The organism is Microbacterium sp. NPDC079356 (assembly GCF_049545465.1).
In the GTDB taxonomy this organism is placed as follows: domain Bacteria; phylum Actinomycetota; class Actinomycetes; order Actinomycetales; family Microbacteriaceae; genus Microbacterium; species Microbacterium gawkjiense.
Map to the genome: position 1 here is coordinate 120,361 of NZ_JBMWDN010000006.1, position 16,248 is coordinate 136,608.

The following is a 16,248-nucleotide window of genomic DNA, read 5'->3' on the forward strand; positions in this document are numbered from 1 at the left end:
TCCCCCGAACGGCCGACTGCGGGGTCGGCCGACCGAGGGGTACGTTTCGGTCATGACATCCACGACTGCCGGTGCCCGACCGTCCGAGGACGGCGCGCCGCTGCGCATGCCGCGCGGAGCGGTCCTCATCCGCGCCCTGGCGATCGTCAATCTGCTCACGATCGTGATGAGCGTGGTCGCGTTCGCGACGGGGTGGCAGTACGGGACATGGCTGTTCCCGCAGGCAGCCGTCTTCTTCCCCAGCGCCTGGGCCGAGATCGTCCCGCGCGGAGCGGTCTGGCTCGTGTTCGCCGGCATCGCGGCGATCGCCGCAGGTGTACGTGCGCGGCGTGCGCCCGCGGGGCATCGGGGCTACGCGGTGCTCCGCTCGCTCACGATCTTCGGCGCGGTGGTCGCCGTCGTGATGGCTGCTCTCGTCGTCGCGGCCTCGTTCATCACGCTCTGACCCGCGTCAGCGCGTGCCCCAGTTCCACGGCGGACCCTCGAGTCGCCCCTGACCGCTCACGAGTGTGCCGTCGAGGTGCCGTTCGAGCGGGATCCGGTGGGCGTCGGGGAGGGCGTCGATGAGCCCCGCGGCGTGCGACACCAGAAGGACCTGCGTCTGTGCGGCCGCCGCGCGCACGAGGTTCGCCAGTGGCGCGAGCAGGCTCACGTGCAGGCTCGATTCGGGCTCGTTGAGGATCGTGAGCGGCGCCGGCCGGGCGGGAAGCAGCGCCGCGCAGAGCAGCAGGTAGCGCAGCGTGCCGTCCGAGAGCTCCGCGGCATCCAGCGGCCGGAGCAGGCCCGGCTGCGTCAGGGTGAGTCGCAGGAGGCCGTCGGATGCCGCGATGCGCACCCGACTGCCCGGGAACGCCTCGTCCACCGCCCGATCGAGCAGGCGGCCGAACCCCGCGTCGACCACTGTCGCCCACACGGCGGCGAGGTTCGATCCGTCGTGCGCGAGCACGGGGGATCTCGTGCCGACCTGCGGGCGCCGCGCGGGGGCGTCCGCATCGACGCGGAAGTGGTCGTAGAACCGCCAGCCGTTCATGATGCGCCGCAGACCCAGCAGCTCGGGTGCGGTGTCGCCGTCGGCGAGGTCGATGATGATGCTCTCGAAGGGGGCGAGCTTCTGGTCGAGCGAGACCCAGCCGCCGTCACGGACGCGCGTCTGGGCGCGCAGCCGGTCGATGAGGAGCGTCGACGGTTTGGCGAGCGGGCCGGCGAAGATCTGCTCGCGCTTGATCTCGGGGTCCCGCGCGAACACGCTGTCCTGCGACGCCTGCGGGATGCCCAGATCGACGAGGTAACCGAGCTCGTCGGACGCGAACCCGAGTCGCACCGCGATCGGGTTACGGCGCACCGTCCCCTGATCGCCGCCGTTCTCCGGGCCCGCCCAGAGCAGCGAGGACAGACCGCCCTCGCGGGCGACGGCGCCGATGAGGTCGCCGGTCGCGGCGGAGGCGAGCAGCCGCAGGGCGCGGTAGAGGTTCGACTTGCCCGAGCCGTTCGGGCCGGTCACGACGGTGAGCTCCTGCAGGGGGATCACGAGGTCGCGAAGCGACCGGTAACCCGAGACGGCGAGCGTGCGCAGCATCCCTCCACTGTGCCAGTCGGCCCCGACACGCGTGGTCGGGGCGGTTAGGCTCGGCCGGTGACCGACTCTCCGACCGTCCCCGCCCTGCAGCTGACCGGATTGGTGAAGCAGTTCGGCTCCGTCACCGCCGTCGCCGGCATCGACCTCACGGTCCCCGCCGGATCGTTCTACGGGCTCGTCGGCCCTAACGGCGCCGGCAAGACGACGACCCTGTCGATGGCCACCGGGCTGCTCAAGCCCGACGCCGGGAGTGCCCACGTGCACGGCGTCGACGTGTGGGGCGACCCCGCGACGGCCAAGCGCATGATCGGCAACCTCGCCGACGGCATCCGGCTGTTCGACCGCCTGACGGGGGAGCAGCTCGTCACCTACACGGGCATGATGTTCGGTCTTCCCCGCGAGGAGATCGGCCAGCGGGTGTCGGACCTCCTCGACCTCATGGACCTGCGCGCCGCAGCCGGGTCGATCGTCGCGGACTACTCGGCCGGCATGACCAAGAAGATCGCGCTCGCCTGCGCCCTCATCCACGCGCCGCGTCTGCTGGTCCTCGACGAGCCGTTCGAATCGGTCGATCCCGTCTCGGCGGCGAACATCGAAGACGTCCTGCGCGGGTACACCGCCTCCGGCGGATCCGTCATCGTCTCCAGCCACTCGATGGACCTGGTGCAGCGCATGTGCGACCACGTCGCCGTCATCGCCGCCGGTCGGGTGCTCGCCGCGGGGACCGTCGACGAGGTCCGCGCCGGCGACAGCCTGCAGAACCGGTTCGTCTCGCTCGTGGGCGGACGCCACCAGTCGGAGGGTCCGCAGTGGTTGCGACAGTCCTGAAGCTGCGGTACCGCGCCCTCGCCAACACGCTGGCACGTCGCCCGTGGCAGCTCGTGGGCTTCATCTTCGGCGCGCTCTGGGCCATCGGCGCGCTCGTCTCGATCGTCGCGGGGATGGTGGCGCTCGCCGTCTTCCAACCGCTCGGGACCGCCACCGTCGTGGCGGTGCTCGGGGGGAGCGCGCTGCTGCTGGGATGGGTGCTGGGTCCGATCCTCCTCACCGGCATGGACACGTCCATCGACGCGCGCGGCCTCGCCGTCTTCCCGTTCACCCGGACCCAGACGATGCTCGCGCTCGGCGGCACCGGGCTGACCGGTCTCCCCGGCATCGCGACGACCCTCGCGGCGCTGAGCACGGTCATCCTGTGGGTGAGGTGGCCGCTGGCGGCGGTCGTCTCGATCCCCGCGGCCGTGCTCGCGGTTCTCACCTGCGTCCTCGCCTCCCGTCTCGTCGGCGAACTCTCCGGCGGCCTGGGCGGCAACCGCCGCGGCCGCGAACTGATCGGCACGGTCGTGCTGATCCTGCTCGTCCTGTCGGGGCCGATCCTCACCGGCGTCCTCACCCTGCTCGACGCCGGCGGCGACCTGGTGACGCGGCTCACATCCGCCGCCGCGGTCCTGCCGTGGACCCCGATCGGCGCCGCGTGGGGCGTCGCCCCCGCGCTCGCCGCGGGCGACGTCCTGTCGGCGGTGGCGCGCCTCGGCATCGCGGTCGCCACCGTCGGCGCGCTGTGGGTGGTGTGGTCGCGGGTCATCGACGCGGGGACGGATGCCGCGCCGCGCCGCACCCGCAAGGTGGCGGCTGCCGGCCGCCTCGGCCTCTTCGGGCTCCTGCCGACCGGCGGCGTCGGTGCGACCTGGGCGCGATCGCTGAACGGCTGGCTGCGCGACCCGCGGTACCTCCGTCAGCTCCTGGTCGTGCCTCTCCTGCCGATCGTGTTCCTCGTCACCGGCGGGACCGACGGGTTCTTCTTCGGCTTCTCGCCCGTCTTCGCGGCGCTGATGCTCTCCATCGCCGGGTACACCGACGTCTCCTACGACGGCACGGCGTACGCGACCGTCCTCGCCACGGGTGTGCGCGGCGTGGCCGACCGGGCCGGCCGCACCCTGGGTGCGGCGTGCGTCGGACTGCCGCTCATCGTCCTGCTCGCGACCGTGACCGCGGTCCTCTCGGGCAATCTGGCGACACTCCCGATCACGCTGGGCGCCTCCGTGGGCATCGTCCTCGTCGGTTACGGGGTCTCCGCCGTCTCGTCGGCGCTGATCATCAGCCCTGTGGCGGCTCCGGGCGACAGCCCGTTCAAGAGCGTGCCGGGCCAGACCTTCGTCAACGGACTGCTCGCCTTCGTCGTGTGGGGTGTCGTCATCGCGCTGTCGACGCCGACGATCGCGGTCGCCGCCTACGCCTCGACCACCGAGGACGGGGTCTGGACCTGGGTCGCGCTCGCGGTGGGCGTCGTCGAGGGAGTCGTGATCGCCGTCCTCGGCATCGTCGTTGGCGGTCGCCTCCTCGACCGGACCGGACCCGACCTGCTGGCGAAGATCCGGGCGCTCCCGAGCTGATCGCAGCGCGGGGTGTCGCCCGGCGGCCCCCGCTGGTTCGATGGGGGCATGACCCGCATCCTCATCCTCAGCGGTACCGGCTGGCTCGGATCCCGCATCGCCCAGCGGTGGGTCGACCGCGGCGCCGAGGTGACCTGCCTCGCGCGCGGCCACCGTGCCGCGCCGGCGGGCGCCCGTCTCGTGGTCGCCGACCGCGCGGCGCCCGATGCCTATCGCGAGGTCGCGGACCGGGACTGGGACGACGTCGTCGATGTCTCCTCGGTCCCGTCGTACGTGCGGGCCGCTGCGGACGCCCTTGGCGGTCGCGCAGCGCACGCCACCTACGTATCGAGCGTCTCGGTGTACGCCGGAGCGGACGAGGAGTGTGCGGACGAGACCGCCGAGATCGTCCCCGCGTGGCAGGACGGCGACGAGGAGGACTACGCCCGCGCGAAGGTCGCCGCCGAGCGCGCCGCGGACGGTCTCGCCGCACGGCTCGCGATCGTCCGACCCGGACTCATCGTCGGCCCCGGCGACCCGACCGACCGGTTCGGCTACTGGCCCGCACGGTTCGCCGCGGCGGCCGACGGGCCGGTCCTCGTGCCGCAGACGGAGGGCAGGGTGCAGGTGATCGACGTCGACGACCTGGCGGACTTCATCGTGGCGGCCGGCGCCCGCGCGTTCGAGGGTGTCGTGAACGCGGTGGGCGAGCCGCATCCCTTCGCGGGGTTCGTCGCCCTCGTGCAGCGGCTCTCGGGGCACACGGGTCAGGTGCAGGTCGCTCCGGGCGACTGGCTCGAACGCCACGGCGTGAGCCACTGGATGGGTCCGCGGTCCCTTCCGCTGTGGCTGCCCGACGACATGCGCGGCTTCGCGACGCGCAGCAACGCGGCCTATCGCGCGGCGGGTGGCCGCATCCGTCCCCTGGCCGAGACGACCGCGCGGGTCCTCGACGACGAGCGCGCCCGCGGTGTCTCGCGCTCACGCGGGTCGGGGCTCGAGCGCGCCGCGGAGCTCGACCTCCTGCGCATCCTGACGGAGGGTCCCGCGACGGCGTCGTGACCGTCGATTTGCGGGACCGGATGCCGCGGCGATACCGTCGCGGTGTGTCCTCCGCCGCGATCCTCCCCGCCTCCGCGGGCTCGCGCGCGCGTCGACGTCTGGGCGACCGCCGACGCTAGGCGACCCTCCCGCTGTGCTCCGCGTCTCGGAGTGAGCCGCAGGTGTCGCCGTTCCGGCCCCGTTCCCCCCCAGACAATAAGGTTGAATCCATGACCATCTCGGTCGCCGTCTCCGGCGCTTCCGGCTATGCGGGCGGCGAGATCCTCCGCCTGCTCACCGCTCACCCCGAGGTCGAGATCCGCAGCGTCACGGCGCACTCCAACGCCGGGCAGCCGCTCAGCGACCATCAGCCGCACCTGCGCTCGCTCGCGCACCTCACCCTGCAGGACACGACGCCCGAGGTCCTCGCGGGCCACGACGTCGTCTTCCTCGCCCTGCCGCACGGTCAGTCCACGCAGTACACCGAGACGCTGGCGGACGTCCCCCTCGTCATCGACGCGGGTGCCGACCACCGACTGACCGACCAGGCCGCGTGGGACCAGTTCTACGGCGGCGACTTCCCCGAGCCGTGGGCGTACGGCGTGCCCGAGCTCCTCGTCGACGGGGGGAAGCAGCGCGACGTGCTGGCGGGTGCGCGGCGGATCGCCGCGCCGGGGTGCAACGCGTCCACCGTGTCGCTCAGTCTCGCGCCCGGTGTGGCCGCCGGCGTCATCGACCCGGGCGACATCGTGTCGGTCCTCGCGGTCGGCCCGTCCGGAGCGGGCAAGAGCCTCAAGACGAACCTCCTCGCCTCCGAGATCCTCGGCAGCGCGAACCCGTATGCCGTGGGCGGCACGCACCGCCACATCCCCGAGATCCGTCAGGCGCTCGCCGCCGCCGCGCCCGCCGCCGACATCCGGATCTCGTTCACCCCCGTTCTCGTCCCCATGGCGCGCGGCATCCTCGCGACCTCGACGGCGCCGATCGTGCCCGGTGCCACCGACGCGCAGATCCGGGAGGCGTGGGAGTCCGCGTACGCCGACGAGACGTTCGTCCAGGTGCTGCCCGAGGGGCGGTTCCCGCGCACGGCGGACGTCCTCGGCGCCAACACGGCGCTCCTGGGCCTCGCTATCGACCGCGCCGCGAACCGCGTCGTCGTGGTCGCCGCGGTCGACAACCTCGTCAAGGGCACCGCGGGTGCCGCGATCCAATCGATGAACATCGCCCTCGGTCTCCCCGAGTCGACGGGTCTGAGCGTGAACGGTGTAGCCCCGTGAGTGTCACGGCAGCGCAGGGATTCGAGGCGGCCGGCGTCGCCGTCGGCCTGAAGTCCACGGGAGCGAACGACGTCGCGATCGTCGTCAACCGCGGTCCGAAGAAGGTCGGTGCGGCCGTCTTCACCACCAACCGCGCCAAGGCGAACCCCATCCTCTGGTCGCAGCAGGTCATCGGGGACGGCGTCGTCGAGGCGATCGTCCTCAACTCCGGCGGAGCGAACTGCTTCACCGGACCCTTCGGCTTCCAGACCACGCACCAGACCGCCGAGAGGGCCGCCGAGCTCCTGGGCGTCGGCGCCGGCGATGTCCTCGTGTGCTCGACCGGGCTCATCGGCACGGGGGACGAGGTCTTCCGTGCCAAGGTCCTCGACGGCGTCGAGAAGGGGGTCGCCGCCCTCTCCGCCGACGGGGGCGAGGCGGCATCCCTCGCCATCATGACCACCGACTCCCGGCCCAAGCGCGCCGTCGTCGGCCGCGACGGCTGGACGATCGGCGGCATGGCCAAGGGCGCCGGCATGCTCGCCCCGGGGCTGGCGACGATGCTCGTCGTCATCACGACCGACGCCGATCTGGATGCCGCGGCCGCCGACACCGCGCTCCGCGAGGCGACGCGGGTCAGCTTCGACCGGCTCGACTCCGACGGCTGCATGTCGACGAACGACCAGGTGACGCTCCTCGCGAGCGGAGCCAGCGGCATCCGACCCGACCCGGCCGACTTCGCGGCCGCTCTCACCGAGCTGTGCCTCGACCTCGCGACGCAACTGCAGGGCGACGCCGAGGGGGCGAGCCACGACATCACGATCGAGGTCGTCGGCGCCGCGAGCGAGGACGACGCCGTCACGGTGGGCCGCTCGGTCGCGCGCAACAACCTCTTCAAGGCCGCGATCTTCGGCAACGACCCGAACTGGGGTCGCGTGCTCGCGGCGATCGGGACGACGGATGCCGCCTTCGACCCCTACGACGTGGACGTGTCCTTCAACGGGGTCCGCGTGTGCACGGCCGGCGGCCCCGATCGCCCCCGCGAGGAGGTCGACCTGACGCCCCGCGCGACGCACATCCTCATCGACCTGCGCGTCGGGGATGCCGCGGCGACGATCCGCACCAACGACCTGACCCACGACTACGTCCACGAGAACAGCGCCTACTCGTCATGACCGACATCCAGCAGACCACCCCAGAAGAGGCCACCGGCAAGGCCGCGGTCCTCGTCGAGTCCCTTCCCTGGCTCAAGCGTTTCCGCGAGCAGATCGTCGTCATCAAGTACGGCGGCAACGCGATGGTCAGCGAAGAGCTGCAGACCGCGTTCGCCGAGGACATCGCCTACCTGCACCACGTCGGTGTGAAGGTCGTCGTCGTCCATGGCGGTGGCCCGCAGATCTCGAAGATGCTCGACCGTCTCGACATCCCGAGCGAGTTCAAGGGTGGCTACCGCGTCACGAGCACCGAGGCCATCGGCGTCGTGCGCATGGTCCTGGCGGGGCAGATCAACCCGCAGCTCGTCTCGCGGATCAACGCGCACGGCTCGTTCGCGACCGGCATGTCCGGAGAGGACGCCGGGCTCTTCCAGGGGCGGCGCCGGGGTGTCGTCGTCGACGGCGCCGAGCACGACCTCGGGCACGTCGGCGACGTCGTCGCCGTCGACCCTCAGCCGATCCTCGATCAGCTGGCCGCCGGTCGCGTACCGGTCGTCTCCTCGATCGCCCCCGACGTCGACGATCCGGGCAGCTCGCTCAACGTGAACGCGGATGCCGCCGCCGCCGCCCTCGCGGTCGCGCTCGGCGCGGTCAAGCTCGTCATCCTGACCGATGTCGCGGGGCTCTACGCCGACTGGCCCAACCGCGACTCGCTCGTCTCGAACCTGACCGCGACGGAGTTGCGGACGATGCTGCCGCGCCTGGAATCCGGGATGATCCCGAAGATGCAGGCATGCCTCGACGCTGTTGACGGCGGCGTGAACCGCGCCGCGATCATCGACGGACGCCAGCCCCACTCGGTGCTGGTCGAGCTGTTCACACAGCGGGGGATCGGGACCGAGGTGGTGGCGGGATGACCGTGCAGACGACGACGACCTGGAAGGACGATGCCGCGCGCGACCTCGTCCTCAACTCCGGCGAACGCTACGCGATGCTCGTGCGCGGGGAGGGCGCTCACCTGTGGGACGACGAGGGCACGCGCTACCTCGACTTCCTGGGTGGGATTGCCGTGATCTCGCTCGGTCACGCGCACCCGGTCTTCGTGCAGGCGGTCGCCGACCAGGCCGCCACCCTCGGCCACGTCTCCAACTACTTCGCGACGCCGCCGCAGCTCGGGCTCGCCGCCCGCCTCAAGCGGCTGGCGGGCACGGGGGAGTCCGGTCGGGTCTACTTCGGCAACTCCGGCGCCGAGGCCAACGAGGCCGCCTTCAAGCTCGCCCGCCTGCACGGCGGATCCGAGCGCCCCCGCATCCTCGCCCTGAAGAACGCGTTCCACGGGCGCACGATGGGGACCCTCGCCCTCACCGGCAAGCCCGCCATGCAGCAGCCGTTCGAGCCGATGGTCCCGGGTGTGGAGTTCCTCGACTCCACGATCGAGGCGCTCGAGGCGGCGATCGACGACCGCGTCGCCGCCCTGTTCGTCGAGCCCATCAAGGGCGAGGCCGGCGTGCTCGAACTGCCCGAGGGATACCTCGCCGCCGCGCGCGAGATCACCCGGCGCCACGGCGCGCTCCTGATCATCGACGAGATCCAGACCGGCGCCGGTCGCACGGGGGCATGGTTCGCCTTCCAGCACTCCGGGATCACCCCCGATGCGATCACGGTCGCCAAGGGGATCGGCAACGGCATCCCGATCGGCGCGCTCGTCACCTTCGGCGCCGCGAGCGACCTGTTCTACCCAGGCACCCACGGGTCGACCTTCGGCGGCAACCCGCTCGCGACCGCGGTCGCGTCGGCCGTCCTGGACGAGATCGAACGAGCGGGACTCGTCGAGGCGGCCGCCGAACGCGGCCGGCAGATCCGCGACGCGGTCACGGCGATCGGTTCCCCGTTGGTGACCGGATGCCGCGGCCAGGGGCTTCTCATCGGGGTCGCCCTGCGGCATCCCGTCGCCGGAGCCGTCGTCGCCGCGGCGCAGCAGCACGGGCTCATCATCAACGCCGCGAACGACGCGACGATCCGCCTGGCGCCGGCGCTCACGATCGGCGATGTCGAGATCGACGAGTTCCAGACGCTGTTCGCCCGCGCCCTCGCCACCGTCGAGGACGCCCTGATGCTCGACGACACCCCCGGTACCGACGACACTTCTGACACGACGGAGGCCCCCGCATGACCCGCCACCTGCTGCGCGACGACGACCTGACCCCCGCCGAACAGGCCGAGATCCTCGACCTCGCGGTCGAGCTCAAGGGCGACCGCTGGAAGGAGAAGCCGCTCGCGGGTCCGCAGACCGTCGCCGTCATCTTCGACAAGTCCTCCACCCGCACCCGTGTCTCGTTCGCCGTCGGCATCGCCGACCTCGGCGGGTCCCCGCTCATCATCTCGACGGCGAACAGTCAGCTCGGCGGCAAGGAGACCCCGTCCGACACGGCGCGCGTCCTCGAGCGTCAGGTCGCTGCGATCGTGTGGCGCACCTACGCGCAGGCAGGTCTCGAGGAGATGGCGGCGGGCACCCGCGTCCCCGTCGTCAACGCGCTGAGCGACGACTTCCACCCTTGCCAGCTGCTCGCGGACCTCCTCACCATCCGCGAGCACAAGGGCGAGCTGAAGGGTCTGACGCTGACGTTTTTCGGCGACGGTCTCTCCAACATGTCGCACTCGTACGCGCTCGCCGGCGTCACCGCCGGCATGCACGTGCGGATCGCCTCGCCGGAGGCTTACGCGCCCCGGGCGGACGTGGTCGCCGACGCCGACCGGATCGCTGCGGAGACGGGCGGATCGCTCACCCTCTTCACCGACCCGAACGAGGCCGCGGCCGGTGCCGACGTCATCGTCACCGACACGTGGGTCTCGATGGGCAAGGAGGAGGAGAAGATCGCCCGCCTGCGCGATCTCGGCTCCTACAAGGTGACCCAGGAGACCATGACGCTCGCGAAGGACGACGCGATCTTCATCCACTGCCTCCCCGCCGACCGCGGGTACGAAGTGGATGCGGATGTCATCGACGGTCCGCAGAGCGTCGTCTGGGACGAGGCGGAGAACCGCCTGCACGCGCAGAAGGCGCTGCTGGTGTGGCTGCTCCGGCAGCAGTGAGCCGTGCCTGGCGGAGCTGGAACGGCCCCGCCAGGCTCCACGGCGTCGACCTCGCCCGCGCCCTCGCGGTGTTCGGGATGCTCGCCGCCCACCTGCTCACCATCGAGCAGCCGCTGCGGATCGCCGACCCTGCGACGTGGATCGACGTCGTCAACGGGCGCTCCTCGATCCTGTTCGCCGTGCTGGCGGGCGTCTCGATCGCGCTCATGACCGGGGGACGGATGCCGCGCCGCGCCCCGCGGCTGGGGGTCGACCGCCGTCGTCTCGCGGTCCGGGCCGTCCTGCTGTGGGCGATCGGTCTGCTCCTGACGCAGACCGGCGTCCCGATCTACGTGATCCTGCCGGCCTACGGCATCCTCTTCCTCCTCGCACTGCCCCTGCTGGCGCTTCCGGCGTGGGCGCTGTGGGCGATCGCGGCATCCGTCGCCCTCGTCGTCCCCTGGTTCCTGCCGTTCCTCGACGCCCTGCCGATCTGGGACGGCGAGGCGGGGGAGACGCTCTTCTTCGCCGTCGGGTGGGCCTACCCCTTCCCGCTGTGGATCGCCTTCGTCGCGGCGGGGATGGCGCTGGGGCGCACCGATCTGCGGCGGGCGGGCACCCAGGCGCTGATCCTCGCGGCGGGTGTCGCACTCACGGCGCTCGGCGCGGTCATCGGGCTCCTCGCGGACATGGCCGGCGGGGCGCCACCGGACTCCTACGCCGCGGCCGTCCTCAGTGCGGAGGCGCACAGCGGCGGGATCGTCGAGGTCGTGTCGTCGACGGGGTTCGCGATGGCCGTCCTCGGCGCGTGCCTGCTCGTGTGCCGGACGCCGCTGACCTGGGTGCTGGCACCTCTGCGCGCCGTCGGGTCGATGCCCCTGACCGCCTACGTCGGCCAGGTCGTCGCCTGGGCTCTCATCGCCCTCGCGGTGCTCGGCGACACGACAGACCTGCGGGCGTTCCGCGATCTGCATCCGCTCGGGTGGTTCTTCCTGGGAGCGATCGTCCTGTGCAGCCTGTGGGCGATCCTCGTCGGCCGCGGACCGCTCGAGAGTGCGCTCGCGGCGGTGTCGCGGCGAGCGGTGCCGACGGACGGCGGGGAGCCCGCCGATAGGGTGGAGTCGTGAGCGAGAGCAAGAACGAAGCAACGAATCAGGGTGCGTTGTGGGGCGGGCGTTTCGCCTCGGGCCCCTCCCCGGAGCTCGCTGCGCTGAGCCGCTCGACGCACTTCGACTGGGCCCTCGCGCTCTACGACCTGCGCGGTTCGCACGCGCACGCGCGCGCCCTGGGACGTGCCGGTTACCTCACCGCCGACGAGGAGGCCCGGATGCACGCGGGCCTCGATGCGCTCGGCGAGGCGGTGCGGTCGGGCGAGCTCGTCGCGACCGAGTCGGACGAGGACGTGCACGGTGCCCTCGAGGCGGCGCTGATCCGCGAGGTGGGCCCCGAATTGGGCGGCAAGCTGCGGGCCGGACGCAGCCGCAACGACCAGATCGCCACGCTCGTGCGGCTGTTCCTCCTCGATCACTCGCGCGTGATCGCGCGTGATCTCGTGCGTGTCATCGATGCCATCGTCGCGCAGGCCGAGGCGCACCCCCAGGCGATCATGCCCGGTCGCACGCACCTGCAGCACGCGCAGCCCGTCCTGCTCGCCCACCATCTCCAGGCGCACGCCTGGCCCCTCGTCCGCGACCTCGAGCGGCTCCGCGACTGGTCGGTCCGCGCGTCGGTCTCGCCCTACGGCGGGGGAGCGCTCGCCGGTGCCACGTTCGGCCTGGACGCGCAGCTCGTCGCCGACGAGCTGGGTCTCGCCCGGCCCGCCGAGAACTCGATGGACGGCACGGCCGCCCGCGACGTGGTCGCCGAGTTCGCCTTCATCACGGCGATGATCGGTGTGGACATCTCGCGTTTCGCCGAGGACATCATCATCTGGAACACGCGGGAGTTCTCCTTCGTCCGCTTGGACGACGGCTTCTCGACGGGTTCGAGCATCATGCCGCAGAAGAAGAACCCCGACATCGCCGAACTCGCACGGGGCAAGTCGGGTCGCCTCATCGGCAACCTGGCCGGTCTGCTCGCGACGCTCAAGGCGCTGCCGTTGGCGTACAACCGCGATCTGCAGGAGGACAAGGAGCCGGTCTTCGATTCGGTGGCGACCCTCGAGGTGCTGCTGCCGGCGTTCGCGGGGATGATCGCGACTCTCCGGTTCGACACCGGGCGGATGGCCGCGTCGGCTCCCGAGGGTTTCTCCCTCGCCACGGATGTCGCGGACTGGCTCGTCAAGCGCGGCGTTCCCTTCCGCGACGCGCACGAGATCTCCGGGGCGTTGGTGCAGGCGTGCGAGTCGCGCGGGATCGAGTTGGCGGATGCCGACGACGCCCTCCTCGCCGAGGTGTCACCGCACCTGGAGTCGGGGGTGCGTGAGGTGCTCACGGTCGAGGGATCGGTGGCGAGCAGGGATGGGTCCGGTGGGACGGCTCCGGTGCGGGTCTCGGAGCAGCGCGCCGCGCTCGTCGCGCGCACCCAGGAACTCGCTCGCGCCCTGAGCGCGTGACTCTGCGACCGTCTCCCTCACTTATCTCCTCGACAAAATAAGTAAAAAGCTTATTGCCAGCTCGGCATAAGCGTCCTACCCTGTCCCTATGAGCGACGACGCAGCGGTGATCGCCGACATCGTCGGATCACGCCGCCTTCCGGACCGCGCGGCGGCGCAGCGGGCGATCGTGGCGACCGCGGAACGCGTCCACGCGGACCACCCGGTCGCCGGTGCACCCCTCACCGCGACCGTCGGGGACGAGTTCCAAGCCGTCTACCCGGGACTCGCGGCGGCGCTGACGTCCCTGCTGCTCGTGCAGCTGCACCTCCCCGACGGGGTTCAGCTGAGGTTCGGGGTCGGTGTCGGCGCGGTGAACCCGGTCGACGAGTCGATCACGGACGGACCCGGATGGTGGGCAGCCCGGGCGGCGATCGACGAGGCCCACCGATTGCAGGACCGCGCCGTGCCGCGCGCGCGCACCCGCATCGCCGCCGCGGAGGGGCAGGATGCCGTCATGCTCCACCGCATCGCGTACGCCAACGCCTACCTGCTCGCGCGGGACGATCTCGTCGCGTCGATGAGCGAACGGACGCGACGGCTGACCTACGGACGCTGCCTCGGCCGCACCCAACGGGAGCTCGCCGAGGCCGAGGGCGTCACCCAGCCCGCGGTCTCGCAGGCGCTCGCGTCGGCGGGATCCGCGGCGCTCGTCGCGGGTTTCGCCGACCTGAGCCGGGAGCTCTCGTGATCGGCGCGGGGATCGTCCTTCTGGCGGTGGGTGTCGCCGACCTCATCCGCCTGCACGTTCCGTCTCGGGGCCGCGCCGGTGCGTACGCGGTCGCCGCCCTCGTCGTCCTCATCGGTGCCGCCGGTGCGGACGCGGTGGTGTGGGCGTTCGTCGCCGTCGCGGTCGCGGCCGTCTGGGTCCTCGCCACGCCCGGCTCCGCTGGGGGCCGGGCGGGTCTCTGGCCGCTCGTCGCGGTCGCGGTCGTCGCGTTCGTCGCGGTCGCGTTCGACGGAGTGCGCCTGAATCAGGGGCCGCTGGGCGAGTCGTGGCCTGCGGATTCCCCCCTCGGCGCCGTCAGCCTGGACGTGGCGCTGTTCGTGCTCGGTGCGGTCGTCTTCCTGAGCGAATCCGGCAACGTGGTCGTCCGTGCCGCGCTCCGCGGGGGAGACGTCGCCGCCGATGCCCCGAACGCGTTGAAGGGCGGCCGCCTCATCGGCCCGCTCGAGCGTGTGCTCGTGTTCGCCTTGACGGTGACCGGCGCGTTCACGCTCCTGGCTGCGGTCCTCGCGGCGAAGGGCATCGTGCGGTTCCCCGAGATCTCCCGTGACAGCGACCTGGGTACGCGCGCCGAGTACTTCCTCATCGGCAGCCTGGTCAGCTGGGTGACGGCGCTCGGTGCCGCCTTCCTCCTCTGGTGGGGGACGTCGGTCTGAGCCGTGCCGGCACGCGGGGCCGCCACACGCCCGCTGATAGCCTGGAAGACGTGTCTGAATCCGCTCCGAGCGCCGAACTGAAGGCCCTCGCGCCCGCCAACGACCCGTCCTTCGCCAACGTGTGGGACGAGATCGTCTGGCGTGGTCTCGTGCACGTGTCCACCGATGAGGCATCGCTCCGCGAGATGCTCTCGGGGGAGCCGATCACGTACTACTGCGGGTTCGACCCGACCGCTCCGAGCCTGCACCTCGGCAACCTGGTTCAGCTCCTGCTCCTGCGACGGCTGCAGCTGGCCGGGCACAAGCCGCTGGGCCTCGTCGGTGGGTCCACCGGGCTCATCGGGGACCCGCGGCCGACGGCGGAGCGCACGCTCAACACCCGTGAGACCGTCACCGAGTGGGTCGAGCGTCTGCGCGGTCAGGTGGAGCGGTTCCTCAGCTTCGAGGGGGACAACGCCGCCCGGATGGTGAACAACCTCGACTGGACGGCGCCCCTGAGTGCGATCGACTTCCTCCGCGAGATCGGCAAGCACTACCGCGTCGGCACGATGCTGAAGAAGGATGCCGTCGCCGCCCGCCTGAACTCGGATGCGGGCATCAGCTACACCGAGTTCAGCTACCAGATCCTGCAGGGCATGGACTTCCTGGAGCTCCACCGCCAGTACGGCTGCGTCCTCCAGACGGGTGGCAGCGATCAGTGGGGCAACCTGACGAGCGGGACCGACCTCATCCACCGGGTCGAGGGGTCGTCCGTGCACGCGATCGGCACCCCGCTCATCACGAACAGCGACGGGACGAAGTTTGGCAAGAGCGAGGGCAACGCCGTCTGGCTGGATGCCGACATGTGCAGCCCGTACCGGATGTACCAGTTCTGGCTCAACACGGACGACGCCGACGTCATCGCGCGACTGAAGGTGTTCACCTTCCTGACGCGTTCCGAGATCGAGGAGTACGAGCGGCTCGTGGCCGATGAGCCCTTCCGCCGAGCCGCGCAGCGCCGGCTGGCGATGGAGGTCACGACGACCGTCCACGGGGTGGATGCCGCGACCGCGGTCGCCGCGGCGTCCGACGCCCTGTTCGGTCAGGGTGATCTGACGGCGTTGGATGCCCCGACGCTGCGCTCCGCGCTGGAGGAACTCCCGCACATGACCGCCGCCGGCGGCGTGCCGGTCGTCCAGGCACTGCTCGAGACCGGTCTCGTGTCGAGCGCGAGCGAGGCGCGCCGCGCGATCGCCCAGGGCGGGGTGTCGGTCGACGGCGTCAAGGTCGCCGACGAGGAGCACGTCGTCTCCGGTTCGCTTCCCGGTGGTGTGTCGGTGGTGCGGCGGGGCAAGAAGACCCTCGCAGGGGTGTTCGTCTCCTGACCGCGGCGTTCCGAGAGGCCGTCGTCCCCGCCGTGGGGAGGGCGGCCTCTGCGCGTACGGCGCGGATTCCTGCGCGACACGCCCGGGATGCGAACATGATTTGCCCGACCCGGGGGAGCGGCGTAACTTATTACTTGTTCGCCCCACAGGGAAGAGCGAGAGACCGAAAGGCCTCCGGCCCCCTCAAGCGGAGAACGAAATCCATCCCAAACCTCTCCTAGAGAGAACAAGGCCTTGTGGTCTAGGATGGGGACTCCACCTCGAAGCCCCGTGGTGATGAGCCCGACACGATCTTCTGATCGTTGCGTGCCGTCCTGATCGGGAGTCGAGCGAAGAGTCAGTGACGTTGCCTCACTACGAAGCCCTTGCGGGGGTGGTGTGGGAGCATCCGATCCTTGAGAACTCAACAGCGTGCACTTGTCAAATGCCAAATAACCTCG

At 71.3% G+C, this 16,248-nt stretch carries 15 protein-coding genes; 14 read left to right on the forward strand and 1 reads right to left on the reverse strand.

Annotated elements, in window-relative coordinates:
- Positions 1-52 precede the first annotated feature (52 nt).
- Positions 53-445: a hypothetical protein gene (locus ACPEH0_RS13225; protein WP_366214378.1), complete on the forward strand. Its 393-nt coding sequence runs from the start codon at positions 53-55 to the stop codon at positions 443-445.
- A gap of 6 nt (positions 446-451) precedes the next feature.
- Here ACPEH0_RS13225 and ACPEH0_RS13230 read toward each other — a convergent pair whose 3' ends face one another.
- Positions 452-1,576, reverse strand: coding sequence for an AAA family ATPase (locus ACPEH0_RS13230; protein WP_366214379.1), 1,125 nt, complete (start codon positions 1,574-1,576; stop codon positions 452-454).
- A gap of 57 nt (positions 1,577-1,633) precedes the next feature.
- Here ACPEH0_RS13230 and ACPEH0_RS13235 point away from each other — a divergent pair, with 57 nt between their 5' ends.
- The 13 genes from ACPEH0_RS13235 (at position 1,634) to tyrS (ending at position 15,808) form a co-directional block, all read left to right on the forward strand.
- Positions 1,634-2,404, forward strand: a complete 771-nt coding sequence (locus ACPEH0_RS13235; RefSeq protein WP_366214380.1) for an ABC transporter ATP-binding protein — start codon at positions 1,634-1,636, stop codon at positions 2,402-2,404.
- On the forward strand, positions 2,386-3,966 hold the full coding sequence (locus ACPEH0_RS13240; protein WP_366214381.1) for a hypothetical protein: 1,581 nt from the start codon (positions 2,386-2,388) through the stop codon (positions 3,964-3,966). The genes ACPEH0_RS13235 and ACPEH0_RS13240 overlap by 19 nt, the downstream gene beginning before the upstream one ends.
- A 48-nt stretch (positions 3,967-4,014) precedes the next feature.
- Positions 4,015-5,007, forward strand: coding sequence for an NAD-dependent epimerase/dehydratase family protein (locus ACPEH0_RS13245; protein ID WP_366214382.1), 993 nt, complete (start codon positions 4,015-4,017; stop codon positions 5,005-5,007).
- 209 nt (positions 5,008-5,216) lie between these two features.
- Positions 5,217-6,263 (forward strand): N-acetyl-gamma-glutamyl-phosphate reductase, encoded by a 1,047-nt coding sequence (gene argC, locus ACPEH0_RS13250; protein ID WP_366214383.1) that lies wholly within the window; start codon positions 5,217-5,219, stop codon positions 6,261-6,263.
- Complete coding sequence (gene argJ, locus ACPEH0_RS13255) at positions 6,260-7,417, forward strand: bifunctional glutamate N-acetyltransferase/amino-acid acetyltransferase ArgJ (protein ID WP_366214384.1); 1,158 nt, start codon at positions 6,260-6,262, stop codon at positions 7,415-7,417. Before argC ends, argJ begins: the two co-directional genes overlap by 4 nt.
- The gene (gene argB, locus ACPEH0_RS13260; protein ID WP_366214385.1) at positions 7,414-8,313 is read left to right on the forward strand and encodes an acetylglutamate kinase; all 900 of its coding nucleotides are present in this window, start codon (positions 7,414-7,416) and stop codon (positions 8,311-8,313) included. Before argJ ends, argB begins: the two co-directional genes overlap by 4 nt.
- Positions 8,310-9,569, forward strand: coding sequence for an acetylornithine transaminase (locus ACPEH0_RS13265; protein ID WP_366214386.1), 1,260 nt, complete (start codon positions 8,310-8,312; stop codon positions 9,567-9,569). Before argB ends, ACPEH0_RS13265 begins: the two co-directional genes overlap by 4 nt.
- Positions 9,566-10,489, forward strand: coding sequence for an ornithine carbamoyltransferase (argF, locus tag ACPEH0_RS13270; protein ID WP_366214387.1), 924 nt, complete (start codon positions 9,566-9,568; stop codon positions 10,487-10,489). Before ACPEH0_RS13265 ends, argF begins: the two co-directional genes overlap by 4 nt.
- Positions 10,468-11,595, forward strand: coding sequence for a heparan-alpha-glucosaminide N-acetyltransferase domain-containing protein (locus tag ACPEH0_RS13275; RefSeq protein ID WP_366214388.1), 1,128 nt, complete (start codon positions 10,468-10,470; stop codon positions 11,593-11,595). The genes argF and ACPEH0_RS13275 overlap by 22 nt, the downstream gene beginning before the upstream one ends.
- Complete coding sequence (gene argH, locus ACPEH0_RS13280; protein ID WP_366214389.1) at positions 11,592-13,022, forward strand: argininosuccinate lyase; 1,431 nt, start codon at positions 11,592-11,594, stop codon at positions 13,020-13,022. The genes ACPEH0_RS13275 and argH overlap by 4 nt, the downstream gene beginning before the upstream one ends.
- 88 nt (positions 13,023-13,110) lie before the next feature.
- Positions 13,111-13,752, forward strand: coding sequence for a SatD family protein (locus tag ACPEH0_RS13285; RefSeq protein ID WP_217531345.1), 642 nt, complete (start codon positions 13,111-13,113; stop codon positions 13,750-13,752).
- On the forward strand, positions 13,749-14,444 hold the full coding sequence (locus tag ACPEH0_RS13290) for a hypothetical protein (RefSeq protein ID WP_217531344.1): 696 nt from the start codon (positions 13,749-13,751) through the stop codon (positions 14,442-14,444). The genes ACPEH0_RS13285 and ACPEH0_RS13290 overlap by 4 nt, the downstream gene beginning before the upstream one ends.
- A 50-nt stretch (positions 14,445-14,494) precedes the next feature.
- Positions 14,495-15,808 (forward strand): tyrosine--tRNA ligase, encoded by a 1,314-nt coding sequence (gene tyrS / locus ACPEH0_RS13295; protein WP_366214390.1) that lies wholly within the window; start codon positions 14,495-14,497, stop codon positions 15,806-15,808.
- Positions 15,809-16,248 lie beyond the last annotated feature (440 nt).